This is a genomic window from Phaeobacter sp. A36a-5a (genome assembly GCF_037911135.1).
Lineage (GTDB): Bacteria > Pseudomonadota > Alphaproteobacteria > Rhodobacterales > Rhodobacteraceae > Phaeobacter > Phaeobacter bryozoorum.
In genome coordinates, this window is record NZ_JBBLYU010000001.1 from 1419106 (window position 1) to 1439566 (window position 20461).

Genomic DNA, 20461 nt, shown 5'->3' on the forward strand with positions numbered 1-20461 from the left:
ACCCCTGTGCAAAAATCTCGGTGCGCGCAGCCGCCTGGTCGCTCTGGACTGCACCGCTTCATGAACGCGTTAACCCACTCGCGCGCGGAGCCGTGTGTTTTGCAACGAAAGACCGGATTTATCACGTCTTGCCCTTTAACCTTTCGGCGTGCGACAGAGGGATGCTCGTCCAGCAAAGAGCGGTCAGAATCTTTGCGCGGATAAAGCGATGCCCATGATTTGCGTTTTTGCAAACCTGCCTTGCAGAAATATCAGTGTCTGGGCGTTGATTAACGCGTGCCTCCAGTCATCTCTGATTTACGATGTTAACGAAAAAGCGCACCGTTGTCAGACAACGATGCGCTTTTTAAACGTTTTGTTATGCGATCTGTTTAGAAAAACGCCTGCAGACCGGTTTGGGCGCGGCCCAGGATCAGGGCGTGGACGTCATGTGTGCCCTCATAGGTATTCACCGTTTCGAGGTTCACCATATGTCGGATGACGCCGAACTCGAGGCTGATGCCATTGCCGCCGTGCATGTCGCGGGCGTTGCGGGCGATCTCAAGCGCCTTGCCGCAGTTGTTGCGCTTGACGATGGAAATCATCTCAGGCGCTGCATTGGCTTCGTCCATCAGGCGGCCAACCCGCAATGAGGCCTGGAGCCCAAGGGTGATTTCGGTCTGCATATTGGCGAGTTTCAGCTGGAACAACTGGGTGTTGGCCAGCGGGCGGCCAAACTGCTTGCGATCCAGACCGTATTGACGGGCGGCGTGCCAGCAGGCCTCTGCCGCACCCATCGCCCCCCAGCTGATGCCGTAGCGCGCGCGGTTCAGACAACCGAACGGACCTTTCAGCCCCTCGACATGCGGCAGCAGCGCGTCGTCGCCGACCTCGACGCCATCCATGACGATTTCGCCGGTGATCGACGCGCGCAGCGACGCCTTGTTGGCGATCTTGGGAGCCGAAAGCCCCTTCATGCCTTTTTCCAGAACAAATCCGCGGATCTTGCCGCCGTGGGCCTCGGACTTGGCCCAGACCACAAAGACATCGGCGATGGGCGCGTTGGAAATCCACATCTTGGACCCGGTCAAACGATACCCGCCATCGGTTTTCTCGGCCCGGGTTTTCATGCCGGCGGGATCCGAGCCCGCATCGGGTTCGGTCAGGCCAAAGCAACCGATCCACTCACCGGAGGAGAGTTTGGGCAGGTATTTCTGGCGCTGTTCTTCGCTGCCATATGCGTAAATGGGATACATCACCAGCGAGCTTTGCACCGACATCATCGAGCGGTAACCGCTGTCAACGCGCTCGACCTCGCGTGCAACCAGACCGTAGGAGACATAGCCTGCACCAAGGCCGCCGTATTGTTCCGGAATGGTGGTGCCGAGCAGACCCATCTCGCCCATCTCGCGGAAGATCTCGGGATCGGTTTCCTCGTTTTCATAGGCACTTAGAACCCGAGGCTGAAGTTTTTCCTGAGCATACGACCGCGCGGAAGCTGCGATCATGCGTTCATCTTCGCCCAGCTGATCATCCAGACGCAGCGGGTCTTCCCAGTTGAACTGGCCGAGATCCGGGGCATCTTTGGCGCGCAATGCGGGTTTTTCGGTCATTTGTCATCACCTTCCTGATCCAAAACTTGCCGCCGACCTTAACCTTGCGGTAAGAGGAATGACAGCGACAGAACCACAAGCAAACATTACAAAAGCTCATACATGGCCACGCCGAGACGCTTTCTCCCCTCAATTGCCGCGCTGCGCGCGCTAGAAGCGCTGGACCGTCTGGGCAGCGCCTCTGCCGCGGCGGATGAATTGGCTCTGACGCAAGGCGCTGTCAGCCGCCAACTGCAGGCGCTGGAACGACAATTGGGCGTGGATCTGGTGCGGCGGGACCAGAAGCGGCTCATGCTCTCGGCAGAAGCGCAGACTTACGCCGCCGAAATACGTCAGGCGCTCAATCAGATCGCGCAATCGACGTTGCGGGTTCAGGCCGCGCCGCTGGCCGGCACGCTCAACCTGGCCATTCTGCCGGCCTTTGGGATGCGCTGGCTGATGCCGCGCCTGCCGGAATTCGCGCGGCTGCACCCGGATGTGACCATCAATATGTCGACCCGGCTTGAACCGTTTAATTTTGTCAGCGAAGGCTTTGATGCGGCGATACATTTTGGCACTGCTGACTGGCCCGGAACTGACGCGCTGCTGCTGAAGCACGAACAGATGTTGCCAGTCTGCGCGCCGGAGCTTCTAAACGGTCGGCAGATCGAGACCGCGGGAGATATCACCGCCCTGCCCCTGTTGCATATCCAGACCCGTCCAAAGGCCTGGCAGCAATGGTTTGAGACCCATGATATCGCGTTGAAGGATGGATTATCCGGTACCATGTATGACCAATTCGCAACCATTACCCAGGCTGCACTGCATGGGCTTGGGGTGGCTTTGATGCCGGATTATCTGGTGGAGCAGGATCTCGCAACGGGCCGTCTGGTGGCGCTCTACCCGACAGCAACCGAGAGCAAGGGCGCCTATTATCTGGTCTGGCCAGAGGCCCGGTCAAAGGATCCCGCCCTGATCAAGTTCCGTAACTGGCTGGCAGGTCAGGCGCAGCCGGAAGACCCGTTGCCGCGATAGATCGGCTGATCAATTAGCGAAGCGCGGCCCCGGGAAATCCCGTAAGCCGCATATTTTTCAAGTAGTTAGATTGCTACCCTAACGCGTAGCCCGCGCCACGGACCGTCCGCACCGGGTCAGATCCGCCGTGTTGGGTCAGCGCCTTGCGCAGCCGGCCGATATGGACATCGACGGTGCGTGTATCGACATAGATATCGCGTCCCCAGACCCGGTCCAAGAGCTGCTCGCGGCTCCAGACCCGGCCAGGTTTCTCCATGAAGGTGGAGAGCAGGCGAAACTCGGTCGGGCCAAGTTTGAGGGGCGCCTCGGCCCGGCTGACCTTATGAGTCTCGGCGTCCAGCACGATATCGTCAAATTCCAGCCGCACCCCGACGGTCGAGGGGCGCACCCGCCGCAACTGCGTGCGCACGCGGGCCATCAGTTCGATCACCGAATAGGGCTTCACCACGTAATCATCGGCGCCGGTTTCCAGCCCGCGCACCTTGTCGACCTCTTCCGAACGGGCCGACAGCATGATGATCGGAATGTTCCGGGTTTCGGGGCGCGACTTCAGCCGACGGCAGACTTCGATGCCGCTGAGATTGGGCATCATCCAATCGAGCACGATGATATCGGGCATGTCCTCTTCGACAACCAGCAGCGCCTCTTCGCCATGTTCGGCGCGCAGCACACGAAACCCGTCGGCCTCAAGATTATAGGAAAGAACCTCGCGTTGGGCCAATTCGTCCTCGACCACCAGAACGGTGGGTTGGTCGGCAGCCATGGTCAGACCTCCTGCGGCACAGAGGATGTCGTGTCGGCTTTCTGCCGGTCATCCTCGGGCTTGTCGCCGGTCACCAGATAGACCACCTGTTCGGCAATCGAGGTGACATGATCGCCCATGCGCTCGACGTTCTTGGCGATAAAATGCAGGTGCATACAGGGGGTGATGTTGCGCGGGTCTTCCATCATGAAGGTGAGGAATTCGCGGAACAGCGCGTTGTACATCTGATCGACGTCTTTGTCGCGGGCGATCACGTCCTGCGCCAGTTCCACGTCGCGCTGGATGTAGGAATCCAGCGCGTCCTTCAGCATCAGCTCGACCTCGCGCGCCATACGGCGCATGGCGGCGGCGCTCTCAGAGACGCTGGGCCCCTGCGCCAGAACGGCGGTGCGTTTGGCAATGTTCTTGGCATAATCGCCGATACGTTCGAGATTGCCGGAGATTTTCATCACCGACAGCACCAGCCGCAGATCGACCGCAGCAGGCGCGCGGATGGCGATGACGCGGGCGGCTTCTTCGTTGATCAGCTCTTCCAGCCCGTCGATGGCCTTGTCGCCGTTGCGCACCTGCTGGGCGAGCTCCTCGTCGCGGGTTTCGAGTGCACGAGCGGCGTCCATGATGGCGGCCTCGACAAGGCCCCCCATTTTCATGATCTGCGCCTGAATGGCTTCCAGATCCCGGTCGAAGGCGGATGCGATATGTTGCTCTGGCATGTCTTTGGTCCTCACGATCAGCCGATGCGGCCGGTGATATAGCTTTCGGTGCGGGGATCTTCGGGATTGGTAAAGATCTGGCCGGTCGCGCCAAACTCCACCAGGTTGCCGAGGTGGAAGAAGGCGGTTTTCTGGCTGACGCGCGCGGCCTGCTGCATCGAGTGGGTGACGATCACCACCGAATAGCTGTTGCGCAGCTCGTCGATCAGCTCTTCGATCTGGGCGGTTGCAATCGGGTCCAGCGCCGAGCATGGCTCATCCATCAAGAGCACTTCCGGCTCCGTCGCGACGGCGCGCGCAATGCACAGGCGCTGCTGCTGGCCACCGGACAGACCGGTGCCGGGCGCGTCCAGGCGATCCTTCACCTCATCCCAGATGGCGCCACGGCGCAGGGATTTCTCGACGATCTCGTCCAGCTCGGCCTTATTGGCGGCCAGGCCGTGAATGCGCGGGCCATAGGCAACATTGTCGTAGATCGACTTGGGGAACGGGTTCGGCTTCTGGAACACCATGCCAACCTTGGCGCGCAGCTGCACAGGGTCGACGCGATTGTCGTAGATATCCTCTCCGTCGATCGAGATATCACCGGTCACGCGGCAGATGTCGATGGTGTCGTTCATCCGGTTCAGGCAGCGCAGGAACGTGGATTTGCCGCAGCCCGACGGACCGATAAAGGCGGTGACGGTGTTGTCTTCGATCTCGACGTTCACGTCCTTGATCGCGTGGGCCTCGCCGTAATAGACATTCACATTCTTGGCGGCGATCTTGGTTTTTTCTGTGTGCACGTCTTTGTCCAATGCAGTCATCTGGTTCATTTCGGCTGCCCCTCTTACCAGCGGCGTTCAAAGCGGCGGCGCAGGATCACGGCCACTGTGTTCATGGTCACGAGGAAGATCAACAGGATGATGATACCGCCCCAGGCGCGTTCGTAAAATGCCGGATCGGCACGTTTTGCCCATTCGTAGATCTGCGCGGGCATGGCGGAATTTGGCGCCAGCAGGCCGTCGGCAATGGTTTCCGGCGCGTTGGAGGCGATGAAGCCCACCATGCCGATCAGCAGCAGCGGTGCGGTCTCGCCAAGGGCCTGCGCCAGCCCGATGATGGTGCCGGTGAGGATCCCCGGTGCCGCCAGCGGCAGCACATGGTGGAACACCGCCTGCATCCGCGAGGCCCCCACTCCCAGCGCCGCGTCGCGGATCGACGGCGGAACAGCCTTCAATGCGGCGCGGGTTGAGATGATCACCGTTGGCAGGGTCATCAGCGTCAGCACCAGACCGCCGACCAGCGGTGCCGACATCGGCAGGTGCATGTAGTTGATGAACACCGCAAGGCCGAGGATACCTAACACGATGGACGGCACCGCCGCGAGGTTGGAGATATTCACCTCGATCACGTCGGTGAGCCAGTTCTTCGGTGCAAATTCTTCTAGATAGATCGACGCCGCGACGCCAATCGGCAGCGCCAGCGCGAGCACCACCAGCATCATGAACAGCGACCCCATCATCGCAACCCCCATGCCCGCGGCTTCGGGGCGCGCGTCAGACGCATCCGCACCGGTGATGAAATCCAGGTTGAAGGTCTTGGCCACGATCCCCGCCGCAACCAAGGCATCGACCAGATCCAGCTGTTCGGAGGAAATGCTCTTGTCATTGGCGATGCTGTCACGGCTGACCCGGCCCTTGAGGTAGCCGTCGACACGGCTGGAGGCGAGGAAGCGGAACACAACCGTTTCGCCAATCTGGTCGGAGTTGGCCAGCACAAAGCTGCGCAGCTGCGCGGCGGCGTCCTTGGACAAGAGGCCCGCCAGTTCCTTGGGCTTGAGGCCGGTTTGGATGCCAAGCTCGGCCACCTTGGTTTCCATCGCGTTCTTGATCAGCGGCGCGTAGCCAAAGGTGGTCACCTTCTTGATGGCCTCCAGATCACGGGTGCCGGATTTGTCGAGCTTGCTTTCCAGCAGCTCCACCTCAAGCGTGATGAAAGTCTGTTGAAAGGCACCGGTGCCCCGGCTGACGATGGTGAACACCAGCACAGCGAGCATCAGCAGGCCAACCGCGATTGCGGCCATGCCATAGCTGCGAAAGCGGCGCTCGGCGGCGTTGCGCTTGCGGGTGCGATCCGATTGCTGCAACAGCGAGCCTGCATGGCGCCGTTCGGCACCAGCGTTTGGCCCAGGAGTGTTTCCCGGAGTGTTTTGGCTGATATCGGTCATTAGTCGTACTGCTCCCGGTATTTGCGCACGATATAGAGCGCCAGGACATTCAGGCCGAGGGTCAGCACGAACAGCGTGAGCCCCAAGGCAAAGGCAACCAGCGTTTCGGGGCTGGCAAAATCCGTATCACCCGTCAGCTGGCTGACAATACGGGTGGTGATCGTGGTCATTGATTCCAGCGGGTTGAGCGAAAACTTGGCAATCGCCCCTGCCCCCATCACGACGATCATCGTCTCGCCAATGGCGCGTGAGGCCGCCAGCAGCACCGCGCCGACGATGCCCGGCAGCGCCGCCGGCAGGACCACCTGGCGGATGGTTTCCGATTTGGTGGCGCCAAGCCCGAGCGAGCCATCACGCATCGCCTGCGGCACTGCGTTGATAATGTCGTCAGAGAGCGAGGAAACAAAGGGGATCAGCATGATGCCCATCACCAGTCCGGCGGTCAGCACCGAGGTCGCACCACTCATCCATTCGACGCCCAGCAGACCATCCTCACCCTGGCCAAAGACCTTGACCAGCAGCGGACCAACCGTCAGCAGCGCAAACAGGCCGTAAACGATGGTCGGAATACCTGCGAGGATTTCCAGCAGCGGTTTGGCAAATGCGCGCGTGGTGCTGCCGGCGTATTCTGAGAGGTAGATGGCGGCAAACAGGCCCACAGGCACCGCGACAGCAAGGGCGATTGCAGAGATATAAAGCGTACCCCACAGCAGCGGCAGGATCGACAGATCGCTGTCGCCGCGGAAATTCGGCGCCCATGTGGTGCCAAAGAAGAAATCTGACCAGGCGTGAAGGCCAAAGAAGTTGATGCTCTCAAACAGCATCGAGAAAACGATACCAACCGTGGTCAGGATCGCGAGGCTGGCCGCCAGAACCAGCAGTGCCATGATCCCCTGTTCCACCACATTGCGGGCGCGGAAATCCTTATGCGTGCGGCCATAGGCCCAGGCAAAGCCGACAATCGCCAGAAGACCGACGATCACCGACATGATGATCTGGCCTTTGTTTGACTGGCTGCGATAGCTCTGGGCCGCGCTCAGAACCTCCGGGCGGACTTCAGACCCGAGGGCGACGCCGATGTCGCCGAGGCGGGCACGAATATCCGTTTCACCGCTGTCGAGGCTGCGCGCCTCATCCGGCGAGAGCAGCCCCTGCGCCACCGCCTGATCCAGCCCATCGGCAAGACGGCGCACGTCGCTCATCACCAGACCCAGAGTGGAGTTCTCCGGCACCATCTCGGCGGGGATCATCGCCGAGACGCGATTTTCGATCACCATGGGCTGGGCCAATGTCCAGATCGCCAACACGGCAAGGGCAGGCACCAGCGCGCTGAAGGCCACGTTGTGACCATAGTAGGCCGGCAGGGAATGCAACGCCTTGGCGTCGCCCCCGGCCGAAGCAAGCGCACGCTTGCGCCCAAGCACAAAGCCCAGCCCCGAAAGGGCGATCAGGGCAATAACGAGCCAGACTGTCGGCATCAGCTACTCCGTTTGAGTGGGGCGGAAACTCCGCTCCTGCGGCGCCGGACGCGCCGACATGCAGGGGTATTTCATTTGGTGGTCGTGAAATGGGCCGGAGCAACCCTAGATGCCCCGGCCCGTTGTCTCATTCTGGCCGAGCGATCAGGAATTGCCGCCCATGACCTCTTCTTCGGAAACCACGGCTTGTGTCTTGCTCAGCTCGGGGTCGGCAACCAGACCGTATTCCGCCAGCGGGCCATCGGGACCGGCCACTTCATCGGCGACGAAGAATTCAGCATATTCCTTCAGGCCGGGGATCACGCCGATATGGGCTTTCTTCACGTAGAAGAACAGCGGACGCGATACCGGGTATTCCCCTTCGGCAATGCTCTCGGTGGTGGGAACCACGCCGGACATGGTGGCAACCTGCAGCTTGTCGGTGTTGTTCTCGTAGAAGGCCAGACCAAAGACGCCGATACCGTCCTTGTTGGATTCAATCCGCGCCAGGGTCTCGGTGTAGTCGCCGTCGATGTCCACCGACACGCCATCGGTGCGCAGAGAGATGCAGGCTTTCTCGGCGGCTTTCTTCTTGGCCTTGTCGCTGTCGCCTTCGGCGTGGGCCAGCAGGTGTTCGAATGCGCCGGTGGCTTCACAGCCCGCCAGGATCACCTTGTCTTCGAAGACTTCACGGGTGCCGTGCTTGGTGCCGGGGATGAAGGCCTGGATGTTTTGTGCCGGGAAGGCGCTGTTGACGTCGGCCCAGGTCTTGTTCGGGTTGGCGACCATTTTGCCATCAACCAGGATTTCGTCGGAGAGCGCCAGGAACCAGTCGGTCGGCGTGTATTCAAAGGCGTTGCCCTTGATGTCATTGGCAAACACGATGCCGTCATAGCCGATCTGAACTTCGATGATGTCGGTCACGCCGTTTTCGGCGCAGGCCTTGATTTCCTTGTCCTTGATGCGGCGCGATGCGTTGGCCACGTCGATGGTGTTTTCACCAACACCTTCGCAGAACCGCTTGAGGCCAGCCGAGGACCCACCGGATTCGACAACCGGTGTCGGGAAGTCGAAGTTCTCGCCGAAGGCTTCGGCCACGATGGAGGCATAGGGCAGAACGGTCGAAGAACCGGCAACCTGAACCTGATCGCGCGCTGCCGCAGCAGTGGCAGAAACAGCCGAAATGGCCAGGGCGGATGCGGTGAGTTTCACAAAGGACATCTGTGTCTCCTTGGGTGTCAATTTTCAGGATCATCCCGTGATGATCTTGCGCCCTCACCTAAGGGCGGCGCGTGAGCCTTTTGTGACAGCTATGTAACAGCTGTATGACAAACCCGGATTTCTGGCGGATTTTTGTGACAAAACGCTCCGGGTGCCCCGGCTTTTGTTAATCGCTGGCGGCTGTTGGCGCGGCTTAGGCCACATCGGTGCCCCGGTGGCCGGTTCAGCGCGGTAGGATGACGGTAAAGACGGTGCCAGTGGCGGCGCTGCTTTCAACCCGCAGGCGGCCGCGATGGCGGTTGACGATATGTTTGACAATCGCAAGCCCCAGACCGGTGCCGCCCTGCTCTCGGGATCGGTGGGTATCCACCCTGTAGAACCGTTCGGTCAGGCGCGGCAGATGCACGGGGTCGATCCCGCTGCCATTGTCAATTACCTCGACCCTGACAGCAGCGGCGCGGACCGCTGGATCACGATCACGGGTCCGCAACCGCAGCGTGACGTGATCGCCGCCATATTTGATCGCGTTCTCAACCAGATTGGTGAAGACCTGCTGCAACTGGTCTGGATCGCCGGTAACGGCGGTTGGCGTCTCCGGTATGTCGAGCGTCAGCTGCACCTCGGCGGCCTCTGCAACCGGCTCCAGCGATTTCAGGGTCGAGGCCAGATGAGCGCCGAGATCCAGTTGTTCGCGCGGGCGCACCCGCTCCTCGCTTTCGACCCGGTTCAGCGACAGAAGATCACCAACCAGCCGGTTCATCCGATTGGCTTCATCCTGCATGATCTGCAAAAACCGATCCCGTGCCGCAGCATCATCGCGTGCAGGACCGCGCAGCGTTTCGATAAACCCCATAAGCGCAGTGAGCGGCGTACGCAGTTCATGGCTGACATTGGCGACAAAATCACGCCGCATCTGGCTCGCCTGCTCGCGCTCGGTGATATCCGTGAGGCTGATCAGCGCCGCGCCGCCATTCACGGCGCCGATGCCCGGCACATAGCGCAGGGCCACCTCAAACGTGGTGTCCTGTGCGCCATCATTGGACAGGTGACGCGCGGTTTTGGCGCTGCGGTCGTAAAGGCAGCTTTCGATCGCCGTGGCCACATTGGGCTGGCGCAGGATGGTGGCGAAATGGCGCCCGACCAGATTGGCGCCCAGCAGCGTGGTCGCCGCCGCATTTGCGGCGATGAACCTTTCGCTTTGATCGACCAGCACAGCTGGCAAGGGGATGGCCTCCATGAAACCGTTAATCAGATCGTCAGTCATGTGCCCCTCGCGTTTTAGCTGTGCCGGCCGTGTTACAAATCAATTGTAACTATGACATGGCAGCCGCGACCGCTTCGGTGAAGACAGCGCAGAGCGTTGCCGGATCCTCAAGCCCGACCGAGACGCGGAAGAACCCTTCGCTCAGCCCCAGTTTGGCGCGATCCTCCGCGCTGAGGGCGCGGTGCGAGGAAGAGGCCGGATGCGACAGCGTTGTGCCCACATCGCCAAGGGTCGGGGCAAAGTTCAGCCCATCTGCCGCCCGGGTAAAGGCATTGGCGGCAGCGCGCCCGCCCTCAAGCTCGAAGCTGACCATATTGCAGCCCCTGCCCTCCAACAGCGCCATTGCGCGCTCGTGATCGGGATGATCCTTGCGGGTCGGGTAGATCACCCGCTTCACCCCCGGCAGCCCCGCCAGATGGTCCGCCAGCGTCACCGCCGTGGCCTGCGCGCGTTCAAACCGCAGCTCGAACGAGAGCATACCGCGTTCGGCGAGCCAGCAGTCGAACGGGCTGGGCGTCATGCCGGTGGTCACCACATAGACGCTGAGACGGGTGTTGATCTCAGGATCCTTGGCCACGACATAACCGAGCATCACATCGGAATGGCCGGCCAGCAGCTTGGTGATTGAATGGATGACGATATCGGCGCCGTGGTCAAAGGGACGAAAGCCCCGCGGCGTGGTAAAGGTATTGTCCACCACCAAGAGAATATCGCGATCCTTGCAGAGCTGGGCCAGCCCGTCGATATCGGCGACGGCAAGCGTCGGGTTTGACACCGCCTCGACCAGGATCATCTTGGTTTCGGGGCGGATCGCGGCCTCCACTGCGGCCACATCACCGGGATTGGCCAAAGTGGTTTCAATGCCCAGACGCGGCAGATCCTCGGCCATCAGGCGCATCGACCGCCCGTAGAGCTGATTGCCGCCAATCACGTGATCGCCGGTTTTCAGCAGGCCCAGCAGAACGGCCGAAACCGCCGCCATGCCGGAGCCGGTCACGACACCGCCGGGCATACCTTCCATCGCATCCAGCCGCTTGGCGACCACATCGGCATTGGGATGGCCTTCGCGGGAGTAGGTATAGCCGTGCACCCGCCCTTCGTACTGGTCATCAAGCGCATCCGGCGTTTCGCTGGCATAGACCACCGACGGGCTGAGCGGTGTCACAACCGGATGGCTCGCGCTGAAGGGCAAGGGATCTGGCCGCATCAGCGACCCTTTGGAATTTCTCACGTGTCAGACCTCTGTCAGTTCGTCGCGAAAACGACGCATGTTTTCCTGGTAGTGCTCAGCGCTCTGGCGCAGCGACTGCACCAGAGCCTCGTCAACATCCCGGACAATCTTGCCGGGTGCGCCCATGACCAGAGAGTTATCTGGGATTTCTTTATTCTCTGTAATCAGGGCGCCCGCACCGATCAGGCAGTTCTTGCCGATCCTGGCACCGTTCAGAATGGTCGCACCCATTCCGATCAGGGAGTTGTCGCCAATGGTGCAGCCATGCAGCATCACCTTGTGGCCGATGGTGCAGTTTTCACCAATGGTCAGCGGGTAGCCTGCGTCAATGTGCATGACGCAGTTTTCCTGCACGTTGGAGCCGCGACCGATACGGATCTCTTCGTGATCGGCCCGGATGGTGGTGCCAAACCAGACCGAGGCCCCCTCCTCCAGCACCACAAGGCCAATCAGGTTGGCGTCGGGCGCGACCCAGGTGTCGGCGTGGATGTTCGGGGTCTTGTCGCCCAGGGCATAGATGGTCATGACAGCTCCTCAAATTCGCTTTGCAGGCCGCGCACGTGGTCCATCAGATGGGGCTGCTGGATCCGGCGCAGGCGGGTGGCGGTGATAATTGTCTTCAGCTGTGCCTCGGTCGCGTCGAGGTCATCGTTGATCAGCACGTGGTCATAGCTGCCCCAGTGGCTGATCTCGTCCCAGCTTTTCTCCATCCGGCGGGTGATCGTAGCGGCATCGTCCTGCGCCCGGCTTTCCAGACGACGGCGCAACTCCAAGATCGAGGGGGGCAGCAGGAAGATCGACAGCGTGTGCTGGCCCAGATCCGAGTTGCGGATCTGCTGGGCGCCCTGCCAGTCGATATCAAAAAGCACGTCGCGCCCGCTATCAATCGCCGCCTTTACCGGCCCCTTGGGCGAGCCGTAGAAATTGCCGAACACATGAGCGTGTTCCAGCATGTCGCCTTCGCTCACCGCAGTTTTGAAGGCATCGGTGGTGATAAAATGATAGTCCTGCCCATCCACCTCGCCCGGGCGCGGGTTGCGCGTGGTGGCGGAGACGGAGAATTCGATGCTGGGATCCCAGGACCGCAGTCGTTTTGCCAATGTGGATTTCCCGGCCCCCGAGGGCGAAGAAAGGATGATCAACAGGCCGCGCCGATCTGCCATGGCGTGCTCTCCTTATGTCTTATGACGTTGTTGTTATTCTGTGTCGTTATTCGATGTTCTGGACCTGCTCGCGCATCTGGTCGATCACCGCCTTCAGCTCAAGCCCGACCGCCGTCAGATCGCTGTTCTGCGCCTTCGCGCAGAGTGTGTTGGCCTCGCGGTTGAATTCCTGCATCAGGAAATCCAGTTTGCGCCCGACCGCCCCGCCCTTGGCCAGAAGGTCACGCGCTGCCGCAACATGGGCGGTGAGCCGATCCAATTCTTCGGTGACGTCGGATTTTACCGCCAGAAGCGCCAGTTCCTGCGCCAGACGGGTTTCATCGACGCCGTCGCTGTTGTCCAGAACCCGCGCAAGATTGGTCCGCAGGTTTGCGGCAACCTCATCCTTGCGCGCCTCGGCGCGGCGTGCGGCCTCATCGCGCAGCGTGCTGATCTGGTCCAGTTGGTCCATCAGCACGGTCTTCAGCGCGGCGCCCTCGCTGGCGCGCATGTTAACAAAGTCGGACAGGATTGCGGCGAAATCTGCGCTCAGTGCCGCCACGATCGGGGCGGGATCATCGGCACTGCTGGCCTGCTCCAACACGCCGCGCTGCGCCAGAAGATCGGCCGCCGTGGTCTGTGCCAGCACAATGCCGGCAGCATCGGCCTGACGCTCCACCTCGGCAATCGCCTGCAATAGCGATGCCAGCGCCGGCTGGTTGATCTCAAGCGCGCTTGCGGCGGCTTCGCTGCGGCTGATGCGCAGGGTCATGGAGACGTTGCCGCGCGACAGCGCCTTGCTCAATTGGCCACGCAGGTTGGTCTCAAGCCCCTCCAGCCAGTCCGGAATGCGCAGCCGCAGATCCAGCCCCTTGGCGTTGACCGAGCGCAATTCGCACGACCAGCTATGGGCGCCGATGCTGCCCTGTCCCGCTGCAAAGCTCGTCATTGAATGGATGGTCATGTCCTGCTGCCCTCCGAGGCGCCCAAGGCGCAGTTTTGCGTGGTCAAAGGTTTACAAACGGGCAGCCGACAAGTCCATAAGCGCGCGGTCCTATCCTAAAGTGTTAACCATTGATTAAAGAAGTAGTCCAAAATTGAATAAGATTGTGGCATGTTAACTTCAGGATAACCAATTCGGCATTAATCGTTAGGCAACCAACTTTAGCTTGGCGCATGACCCAGCCGGATCCAGCGAGGATGACAGCGATGTTTTTTGGCGGCCGCAAAGATAACGATCAGACCGATGGTCAAACTAAGGTTGTGGCAATGGACCGGTTCCGTGCTGCGGGATCGCTGTCTCCCATGCGTCAGGCGGAGGCCTATTGGACCGCCCTGCGCCGGGGTGATGACATTCCCAGCCGGTCGCAGATTGACCCGCGCGGGCTGGAGAACATCCTGCCCCAGACCTTTATTCTGGAACGGATCGCGCCCGGTATCGCCCGGTTCCGTCTTGCCGGACAGCGGGTGAATGAAATGGCTGGCATGGAAGTGCGCGGCATGCCGATCACCGCTTTCTTCACACCGGAGGCGCGCAAACAGATGAGCGCGGCAATGGAAACCATGTTCGACACGCCCGCCATCATCGAACTGACGCTTCAGACCGAAAACAACCGTCTGCGCGGCGCACGTGAGGCGCGTATGCTGCTGCTGCCGCTGCGCAGCGATCTGGGCGACATCAGCCGTGCGCTGGGTGTTTTCATCTCCGAAGGCAACCCGACCGGTACGTCACAGCGGTTCTCCATCACCGAAACAAAGATCCGTCAGGTCAGCCATAAGGGCGACACCCCCTTTAAGGCCAAGCCACGAGCCGCTGATCCGGTCGCACCCCAGCGTAAACCGCAGGACGTCAACACACCCAATCCGGGGTTTGCCGAGACGCAGGCGCGGTTTGAGCCAGAGCCGAGCGTGATGACCGAAGCGCGTTCGCTGATTGAGCGCAGCCGCCAGATGTCGAGCGCGAAGGACGTGGCGCCAAAGGCCGAAAAACAGCCCGCCAAGAAGCGCGGCAGCCACCTCCGACTGGTGGTCAGCAAAGACTGAGGCCTGAGACGGCACAGCATATTCCCGAGATACTTTCGCGCTACTGGACATAGCTAGAAAGCAGACGCCCCGCGACAGAAAGTCCGGGGCGTTTCCCTTTTGTCAGATGCGCAAACGACCCTGTCGCCATGTCCAAGGTGCTGCGCCCACGGGGCTGGTGGCGTCTTGCGGATCGCTGCCGAAACTCTGGCTAAGGTGCATCAGCAACTTCTCCCAACCCTTTGAATAAAAAGACCCTCACCCGGATGGGGTGAGGGCCCATTGCTAGGTGCCATCCTGATGATCAGGGTGGATCTGTGGGTGATCAGCCGGCTTGACGCTCCGCAGTGCGGGCGCGCAGCTGCGAGACTTCTTCCGCAACGAGGAAGGCCAGTTCGAGCGACTGACTGGCGTTCAGGCGCGGGTCGCAGGCCGTGTGATAACGGTCGCTGAGATCCTCATCGGTGACGGCGCGCACGCCGCCGGTGCATTCGGTGACGTCCTGACCGGTCATCTCGAAATGCACGCCGCCCGGGATGGTGCCCTCTGCGGTGTGGATCGCAAAGAAGTCGCGAACCTCGCGCAGGACGCTCTCAAACGGGCGGGTCTTGTAGCCGGTGGAAGATTTGATGGTGTTGCCGTGCATAGGGTCGCAGACCCAGGTCACCTTGGCGCCCTCTTCCTGAACCGCCTTGATCAGGCGTGGCAGGTGTTCGCCGGCTTTGCCTGCGCCAAAGCGTGCGATCAGGGTCAGACGACCTTCCTCATTCTCCGGGTTCAGCTTGGCCATCAGAACCTTCAGATCCTCGGCCGTTGTGGTTGGACCACATTTCAGACCAATCGGGTTCAGCACGCCGCTGCAGAATTCCACGTGTGCGCCATCCGGTTGACGGGTCCGGTCGCCGATCCACAGCATGTGGCCGGAGCCAGCCAGCCATTTGCCGGAGGTCGAATCCAGACGGGTCAACGCCTCTTCATACTCCAGCAGCAAACCTTCGTGGCTGGTGTAGAATTCAACCGACTGCAAGGTGTGCGCGGTATCATTGTTGATGCCGGCCGCCTTCATGAAGTCGAGCGTATCGGTGATGCGATTCGCCATTTCACGATAGCTTTCGGCCTTCTCGCCCTCGGTAAAGCCCAGCGTCCAGGCGTGGACCTGGTTCACATCGGCATAACCGCCGGTTGAGAACGCCCGGATCAGGTTCAGCGTCGCGGCGGCCTGAGTATAGGCCTGCAGCATCCGCTGCGGGTCTGGCACGCGGGAGGCCTCGGTGAAGGCCAGATCGTTGATGATGTCACCGCGGTAGCTGGGCAGCTCGACGCCATTCACGGTCTCTGTCGGTGCGCTGCGGGGTTTGGCGAACTGGCCCGCCATGCGGCCGACCTTGATCACCGGCACCTTGGCACCGTAGGTTAGCACCATCGCCATCTGCAACATCACCTTGAAGGTATCGCGGATCGCATCGGCGCTGAACTGGTCGAAGCTTTCGGCGCAGTCGCCGCCCTGAAGCAGGAATGCCTCGCCCCGGCCGGCCGCGCCGAGGTGTTGTTTCAGCCGCCGCGCCTCACCGGCAAATACCAGCGGCGGATATTTTGACAGCTGAGCCTCAACAGCCGAAAGCGCGTCGGCGTTGGTATATTCTGGCATTTGCACCCGCGGTTTTTGGCGCCAGGTCGATTTTTGCCACTCACTCATAGCTGTGTCTCCGCATAAGAGGTCTCAAAGTTAACGAACGCCATCTATACGAAATCACACTCCGGCTGACCAGTTTAGATTTGCAAAGTCTTGACGACACCGCGAAGCTATGAACACGGTGCCCGAATTTCGCAAAATCCGCCCTTGCGAAGAACAGAAATATTGAATGAGGACGCTGGCCATGCAGACGCAGAGCAAGCCAACACCAAGCCCGACCAAAGGGCCCCAATCCCGGCGTTATGCCTTTGTTTTGCTTGACCGTTTTACGATGCTGTCTTTTGCCTCGGCGCTGGAATGTCTGCGAATTGCCAACCGGATGATTGGCCGCGAAGTCTACACCTGGATGCTCTTGGCCGAAGGCGGCGGCACGGTCAGCTGTTCGGCCGGAACATCCTTTCAGGTGGATGATGACCTGATCGAACTCCAGCGCGATGACACAATTCTGTTGTGCTCCGGTATTTCGGTGCAGGAAGCCACCACAAAAAAACTGCTGTCCTGGCTGCGTCGCGAAGCGCGCAAGGGGTTGAAGGTTGGTGGGCTGTGCACGGCGTCATATGCGCTGGCGCGCGCGGGCCTGCTGGATGGCAGACGTGCCACGATTCACTGGGAGAATGCCGACAGTTTCAACGAGGAGTTTGACGAGGTCGAGCTGACCAAATCGGTCTTTGTCATCGACGGCAACCGGATGTCGACAGCCGGCGGTACCTCCTCCATCGACCTGATGCTGAAGCTGATTGCCAATGATCACGGCGAGGATATCGCCAATTCGGTGGCCGATCAGCTCATCTATTCATCGATTCGGACCGATCAGGACACGCAGCGCCTGTCGATCCCGACCCGGATCGGGGTGCGCCACCCCAAATTGTCGATGGTGATCCAGATGATGGAAGCCAATATCGAGGAGCCGATCAGCCCCTCCATTCTGGCGCAGAATGTCGGCATGTCGACCCGCCAGCTGGAGCGGCTGTTCCGTCGCTATCTCAACCGATCTCCCAAACGCTATTATATGGAACTGCGGTTGCAGAAGGCGCGCAACCTGTTGATGCAGACCGATATGAGTGTGATCAATGTGGCGCTTGCCTGCGGGTTTGCATCACCTTCGCATTTCTCCAAATGCTACCGGGCGCATTACGACACGACGCCTTATCGCGAACGCGGCAGCAAATCGGCCCCGCCGACGTTGTGACCCGCGCCCCTACCGGATCAGGCCTATGCCGGATCGACACAGGATCAACAATGGATCGGCCCGGGGCACGGTTCGCGCCGGTTCAGCGCGACAGGCGGTAGAGCGCACCATTGGTCTCGGACAGGAACCAGATGCTACCATCCGGGGCCTCGCGCAGGTCCCGGATCCGTCCTGTCTCATCGCCCCTGATCTGCTCAACCTCCGCCAGTGGTTGCCCGGAGAGCCGCGCGATATAGCCGAACTTGAGCGAGCCGACAAAGATATCACCGCGCCAGTCCGGCCACATGCTGCCGGAATACACCAGCAGGTTTGAGGGCGCCATCGAGGGGTCCCAATAGTGGGCCGGCTGCTTCAGGCCCGGCTTTGTGGTCCCTTCGCCGATTTTCAGCCCTGAATAATGCCGGCCGTAGGCGATGACCGGCCAGCCGTAATTTGCGCCTTTCTCGATCAGATTGACCTCATCCCCGCCACGGGCGCCATGTTCAACAGACCAGAGCTGGCCATCGGCGGCAAAGGTCAGTCCCTGGGGGTTGCGATGCCCGTAGGACCAGATTTCCGGCTGCGCCCCTTTCTGTTTGGTAAAGGGGTTGTCGCGCGGGACGGATCCGTCGGGATTCAAACGCAGAATGCTGCCCTGATGTGAGGTGAGGGATTGGGCAGATGGCCGGTCGCCGCGATCACCCAGAGTGACATAGAGAGTTCCGTCAGGCCCTTCTGCCAGCCGCGATCCGAAATGGCGCCCACTGTCGGCGGGTGGCGCGGCGACGAAGATGTCCCGCAGCCCCTCAAGCTGGGTGTTGCGCCGGGCGAGCTGCCCGGTGGCCACCGCTGTGGCAGAGCCTCTTCCAAGCCGTTTCGAATAAGAGAGATATATCCGCCGGGTTCTGTCAAAATTGCGCGGAATCAATACGTCCAGCAGCCCGCCCTGCCCCTGATCTAGCACTTTCGAAGTGCCTTTGACGCGGGTCAGACGGCCGGCCGCCAGGTGCAACAGGTCACCGTCTTTTTCAGTGATCAGCACCGAGCCATCAGGCAGGAAATCAAAAGCCCATGGGATATCCAGCCCGTGGGCCATCCGCTCTATCTTCAACACTCTCTGATCGCTGCTCAGCGTCTGTGCCGAGACCGCGGTGCCAACGGTGGCCAGCAGGGTTAATGCGATAAAGCGCTGTGCCAGGGATGCCAGCATCGGCCGGATCTGTCGCGTCTGGCTGGTCGATCTTTCCGGCTGACAAGCCGACGATTGCCGTCGCCGGGGTCGCATCGCCTGACACGATGGGTTGACTTGGAGCACTCTAATAACAGACCTCCCCATATGCATGACGCCTCCTGCGCAATTCCGTGATCAGACCCTGGGGGGAGCGGTCCAATGGCTCATATTCATGCTATTCGACCGAATTTAGCGCGAATTTTCTATTTGGCCAGCTTTTGCGCCGCCCGGCATGAAATGCGACGCGGATCTGGGGACTTGCGACGAGCGCTGCGGTGAGCTGATCCCCGATGCCCAAGGGGCGAGCGGCCGTTGGGTCATCTACCCCATTGGGAACATTCCATTCTCCGTAACCGGGGCGAAAAAACCTGCGACATGTTGGCGCTAGAGGACTTCCCTTTTTTACCACGCTTGCCTAGGGTCCGATTTGAACAAATATGTTCCAACAAATGGGAGTTCACAAAAATGAAAAAAATGATGATGGCGACAGCCGCCGCTGCCCTGACTGCTGGCACTGCGTTTGCGGGTGGCCACGCCAAGGAAGTGAAGCTGGGTGTGCTTCTCGGCTTTACCGGGCCGATCGAATCCCTCGCCCCGGCCATGGGTTCCGGCGCTGAGCTGGCGATGGAGGAAGTGACCAAATCCGGCAAGCTGCTTGATGCGGCGACTGTCATTCCGGTGCGCGCAGACACCGGCTGTATCGACAATGGTCTGGCGACTGCAAACGGCGAGAAGCTGATTGCTGACGGTGTCAACGGCATCATCGGCGGTGACTGCTCCGGCGTGACCGGCGCGATCCTGCAGAACGTCGCGATCCCGAACGGCATGGTGATGATCTCGCCGTCTGCCACCTCGCCCGGCCTGTCGACCATGGAAGACAACGACCTGTTCTTCCGCACCTCGCCCTCCGATGCCCGCGAAGGCCAGGTGATGGCCGAAGTGCTGAAAGAGCGCGGCGTCAACTCCATCGCCCTGACCTATACCAACAACGACTACGGCAAAGGTCTGGCCGACGCGATCAAAACCTCCTTTGAGGAAGTCGGCGGCGAAGTCACCATCGTGACCGCGCATGAAGACGGCAAGGGCGACTATTCCGCAGAAGTCGCCGCACTGGCGTCCGCTGGCGGCGATATTCTGGTTGTTGCCGGCTACCTGGATCAGGGCGGCCTGGGCATCATTCAAGCCTCGCTCGACTCCGGTGCCTATGACACCTTCGGTCTGCCCGGTGGCATGATCGGTGACACCCTGCCCAAGAACATCGGCCCGGATCTTGATGGCTCCTTTGGCCAGATTGCCGGTTCCGATAGCGAAGGTGCGGCGATCTATGCTGAGCTGGCCAAAGCCGCCGGTTTCGACGGCACCTCCGCCTATTCCCCGGAGAGCTATGACGCTGCCGCGCTGTTCATGCTGGCAATGCAGGCCGCAAACTCCAAGGATCCGGCCGACTATGGCTCCAAGATCCTTGAAGTAGCCAATGCGCCCGGTGAGAAGATCAACCCCGGCGAGCTGGGCAAGGCCCTGGAAATCCTCGCAAATGGCGGCGACATCGACTATGAGGGTGCGACTGGCGTAGAACTGATCGGCCCCGGTGAGAGCGCAGGCTCCTACCGCGAGATCGAAGTCAAGGACGGCGCCAACGCCACCGTGAAATTCCGCTGATCCCGTAAAATCGGATCGAACCAAGTTGATCAGCCCGGGTTTTGCCCGGGCTGTTCCAAATTCAAAAGCCGTCAAAAAGACG

General features: G+C 60.7%; 18 protein-coding genes. 4 read left to right on the forward strand and 14 right to left on the reverse strand.

Annotated features, from left to right (window positions below):
- Window positions 1-371 precede the first annotated feature (371 nt).
- Window positions 372-1592, reverse strand: coding sequence for an acyl-CoA dehydrogenase (locus WLQ66_RS06695; RefSeq protein WP_340545573.1), 1221 nt, complete (start codon window positions 1590-1592; stop codon window positions 372-374).
- A 102-nt stretch (window positions 1593-1694) separates the two neighbouring features.
- Between WLQ66_RS06695 and WLQ66_RS06700 the strand changes: the two genes are divergently transcribed.
- Window positions 1695-2606 carry a LysR substrate-binding domain-containing protein gene (locus tag WLQ66_RS06700; RefSeq protein ID WP_061049308.1) on the forward strand — a complete coding sequence of 304 codons (912 nt, stop codon included), beginning with the start codon at window positions 1695-1697 and terminating at the stop codon, window positions 2604-2606.
- A 73-nt stretch (window positions 2607-2679) separates the two neighbouring features.
- On the opposite strand, the gene phoB is transcribed toward WLQ66_RS06700, so the two are convergent.
- The 11 genes from phoB to WLQ66_RS06755 all read right to left on the reverse strand — a co-directional run bounded on the left by phoB (window position 2680) and on the right by WLQ66_RS06755 (window position 13570).
- Window positions 2680-3369: a phosphate regulon transcriptional regulator PhoB gene (gene phoB, locus WLQ66_RS06705; RefSeq protein WP_061049309.1), complete on the reverse strand. Its 690-nt coding sequence runs from the start codon at window positions 3367-3369 to the stop codon at window positions 2680-2682.
- Window positions 3370-3371: 2 nt separating this feature from the next.
- Window positions 3372-4082 carry a phosphate signaling complex protein PhoU gene (gene phoU, locus WLQ66_RS06710; protein ID WP_061049310.1) on the reverse strand — a complete coding sequence of 237 codons (711 nt, stop codon included), beginning with the start codon at window positions 4080-4082 and terminating at the stop codon, window positions 3372-3374.
- Between the two features lie 17 nt (window positions 4083-4099).
- The gene (pstB, locus tag WLQ66_RS06715) at window positions 4100-4897 is read right to left on the reverse strand and encodes a phosphate ABC transporter ATP-binding protein PstB (protein WP_061049311.1); all 798 of its coding nucleotides are present in this window, start codon (window positions 4895-4897) and stop codon (window positions 4100-4102) included.
- Window positions 4898-4911: 14 nt separating this feature from the next.
- On the reverse strand, window positions 4912-6291 hold the full coding sequence (gene pstA, locus WLQ66_RS06720; protein ID WP_340545574.1) for a phosphate ABC transporter permease PstA: 1380 nt from the start codon (window positions 6289-6291) through the stop codon (window positions 4912-4914).
- The gene (pstC, locus tag WLQ66_RS06725) at window positions 6291-7769 is read right to left on the reverse strand and encodes a phosphate ABC transporter permease subunit PstC (RefSeq protein WP_340545575.1); all 1479 of its coding nucleotides are present in this window, start codon (window positions 7767-7769) and stop codon (window positions 6291-6293) included. Before pstC ends, pstA begins: the two co-directional genes overlap by 1 nt.
- A 144-nt stretch (window positions 7770-7913) precedes the next feature.
- Window positions 7914-8969, reverse strand: coding sequence for a substrate-binding domain-containing protein (locus WLQ66_RS06730; protein WP_340545576.1), 1056 nt, complete (start codon window positions 8967-8969; stop codon window positions 7914-7916).
- Between the two features lie 223 nt (window positions 8970-9192).
- A complete protein-coding gene (locus WLQ66_RS06735; protein WP_340545577.1) occupies window positions 9193-10233 on the reverse strand; it encodes a sensor histidine kinase in 1041 nt (346 codons plus the stop codon).
- A 49-nt stretch (window positions 10234-10282) separates the two neighbouring features.
- The gene (locus tag WLQ66_RS06740; RefSeq protein ID WP_340545578.1) at window positions 10283-11440 is read right to left on the reverse strand and encodes a trans-sulfuration enzyme family protein; all 1158 of its coding nucleotides are present in this window, start codon (window positions 11438-11440) and stop codon (window positions 10283-10285) included.
- Between the two features lie 27 nt (window positions 11441-11467).
- Window positions 11468-11989 carry a gamma carbonic anhydrase family protein gene (locus tag WLQ66_RS06745; protein WP_340545579.1) on the reverse strand — a complete coding sequence of 174 codons (522 nt, stop codon included), beginning with the start codon at window positions 11987-11989 and terminating at the stop codon, window positions 11468-11470.
- Complete coding sequence (gene gmk, locus WLQ66_RS06750; protein ID WP_340545580.1) at window positions 11986-12627, reverse strand: guanylate kinase; 642 nt, start codon at window positions 12625-12627, stop codon at window positions 11986-11988. The genes WLQ66_RS06745 and gmk overlap by 4 nt, the downstream gene beginning before the upstream one ends.
- Before the next feature lie 46 nt (window positions 12628-12673).
- Window positions 12674-13570: a YicC/YloC family endoribonuclease gene (locus WLQ66_RS06755; RefSeq protein ID WP_340545581.1), complete on the reverse strand. Its 897-nt coding sequence runs from the start codon at window positions 13568-13570 to the stop codon at window positions 12674-12676.
- Window positions 13571-13815: 245 nt separating this feature from the next.
- On the opposite strand from WLQ66_RS06755, the gene WLQ66_RS06760 reads away from it, so the two are divergent.
- Window positions 13816-14649: a PAS domain-containing protein gene (locus tag WLQ66_RS06760; protein ID WP_340546320.1), complete on the forward strand. Its 834-nt coding sequence runs from the start codon at window positions 13816-13818 to the stop codon at window positions 14647-14649.
- 304 nt (window positions 14650-14953) lie between these two features.
- Here WLQ66_RS06760 and WLQ66_RS06765 read toward each other — a convergent pair whose 3' ends face one another.
- The gene (locus WLQ66_RS06765) at window positions 14954-16324 is read right to left on the reverse strand and encodes a class II 3-deoxy-7-phosphoheptulonate synthase (protein WP_340545582.1); all 1371 of its coding nucleotides are present in this window, start codon (window positions 16322-16324) and stop codon (window positions 14954-14956) included.
- Between the two features lie 181 nt (window positions 16325-16505).
- On the opposite strand from WLQ66_RS06765, the gene WLQ66_RS06770 reads away from it, so the two are divergent.
- Window positions 16506-17510: a GlxA family transcriptional regulator gene (locus WLQ66_RS06770; RefSeq protein WP_340545583.1), complete on the forward strand. Its 1005-nt coding sequence runs from the start codon at window positions 16506-16508 to the stop codon at window positions 17508-17510.
- An 82-nt stretch (window positions 17511-17592) separates the two neighbouring features.
- On the opposite strand, the gene WLQ66_RS06775 is transcribed toward WLQ66_RS06770, so the two are convergent.
- Window positions 17593-18699, reverse strand: coding sequence for a PQQ-dependent sugar dehydrogenase (locus WLQ66_RS06775; protein WP_340545584.1), 1107 nt, complete (start codon window positions 18697-18699; stop codon window positions 17593-17595).
- 486 nt (window positions 18700-19185) lie between these two features.
- Here WLQ66_RS06775 and WLQ66_RS06780 point away from each other — a divergent pair, with 486 nt between their 5' ends.
- Window positions 19186-20379, forward strand: a complete 1194-nt coding sequence (locus WLQ66_RS06780) for an ABC transporter substrate-binding protein (RefSeq protein WP_340545585.1) — start codon at window positions 19186-19188, stop codon at window positions 20377-20379.
- Window positions 20380-20461 lie beyond the last annotated feature (82 nt).

What these genes read in the sequence shown, in the direction of transcription:
- WLQ66_RS06695 (WP_340545573.1), bottom strand. Translation starts at nt 1,592, where the DNA reads ATGACCGAAAAACCCGCATTGCGCGCCAAAGATGCCCCGGATCTCGGC.
- WLQ66_RS06700 (WP_061049308.1), top strand. Translation starts at nt 1,695, where the DNA reads ATGGCCACGCCGAGACGCTTTCTCCCCTCAATTGCCGCGCTGCGCGCG.
- phoB (WP_061049309.1), bottom strand. Translation starts at nt 3,369, where the DNA reads ATGGCTGCCGACCAACCCACCGTTCTGGTGGTCGAGGACGAATTGGCC.
- phoU (WP_061049310.1), bottom strand. Translation starts at nt 4,082, where the DNA reads ATGCCAGAGCAACATATCGCATCCGCCTTCGACCGGGATCTGGAAGCC.
- pstB (WP_061049311.1), bottom strand. Translation starts at nt 4,897, where the DNA reads ATGAACCAGATGACTGCATTGGACAAAGACGTGCACACAGAAAAAACC.
- pstA (WP_340545574.1), bottom strand. Translation starts at nt 6,291, where the DNA reads ATGACCGATATCAGCCAAAACACTCCGGGAAACACTCCTGGGCCAAAC.
- pstC (WP_340545575.1), bottom strand. Translation starts at nt 7,769, where the DNA reads ATGCCGACAGTCTGGCTCGTTATTGCCCTGATCGCCCTTTCGGGGCTG.
- WLQ66_RS06730 (WP_340545576.1), bottom strand. Translation starts at nt 8,969, where the DNA reads ATGTCCTTTGTGAAACTCACCGCATCCGCCCTGGCCATTTCGGCTGTT.
- WLQ66_RS06735 (WP_340545577.1), bottom strand. Translation starts at nt 10,233, where the DNA reads ATGACTGACGATCTGATTAACGGTTTCATGGAGGCCATCCCCTTGCCA.
- WLQ66_RS06740 (WP_340545578.1), bottom strand. Translation starts at nt 11,440, where the DNA reads ATGCGGCCAGATCCCTTGCCCTTCAGCGCGAGCCATCCGGTTGTGACA.
- WLQ66_RS06745 (WP_340545579.1), bottom strand. Translation starts at nt 11,989, where the DNA reads ATGACCATCTATGCCCTGGGCGACAAGACCCCGAACATCCACGCCGAC.
- gmk (WP_340545580.1), bottom strand. Translation starts at nt 12,627, where the DNA reads ATGGCAGATCGGCGCGGCCTGTTGATCATCCTTTCTTCGCCCTCGGGG.
- WLQ66_RS06755 (WP_340545581.1), bottom strand. Translation starts at nt 13,570, where the DNA reads ATGACCATCCATTCAATGACGAGCTTTGCAGCGGGACAGGGCAGCATC.
- WLQ66_RS06760 (WP_340546320.1), top strand. Translation starts at nt 13,816, where the DNA reads ATGTTTTTTGGCGGCCGCAAAGATAACGATCAGACCGATGGTCAAACT.
- WLQ66_RS06765 (WP_340545582.1), bottom strand. Translation starts at nt 16,324, where the DNA reads ATGAGTGAGTGGCAAAAATCGACCTGGCGCCAAAAACCGCGGGTGCAA.
- WLQ66_RS06770 (WP_340545583.1), top strand. Translation starts at nt 16,506, where the DNA reads ATGCAGACGCAGAGCAAGCCAACACCAAGCCCGACCAAAGGGCCCCAA.
- WLQ66_RS06775 (WP_340545584.1), bottom strand. Translation starts at nt 18,699, where the DNA reads ATGCTGGCATCCCTGGCACAGCGCTTTATCGCATTAACCCTGCTGGCC.
- WLQ66_RS06780 (WP_340545585.1), top strand. Translation starts at nt 19,186, where the DNA reads ATGAAAAAAATGATGATGGCGACAGCCGCCGCTGCCCTGACTGCTGGC.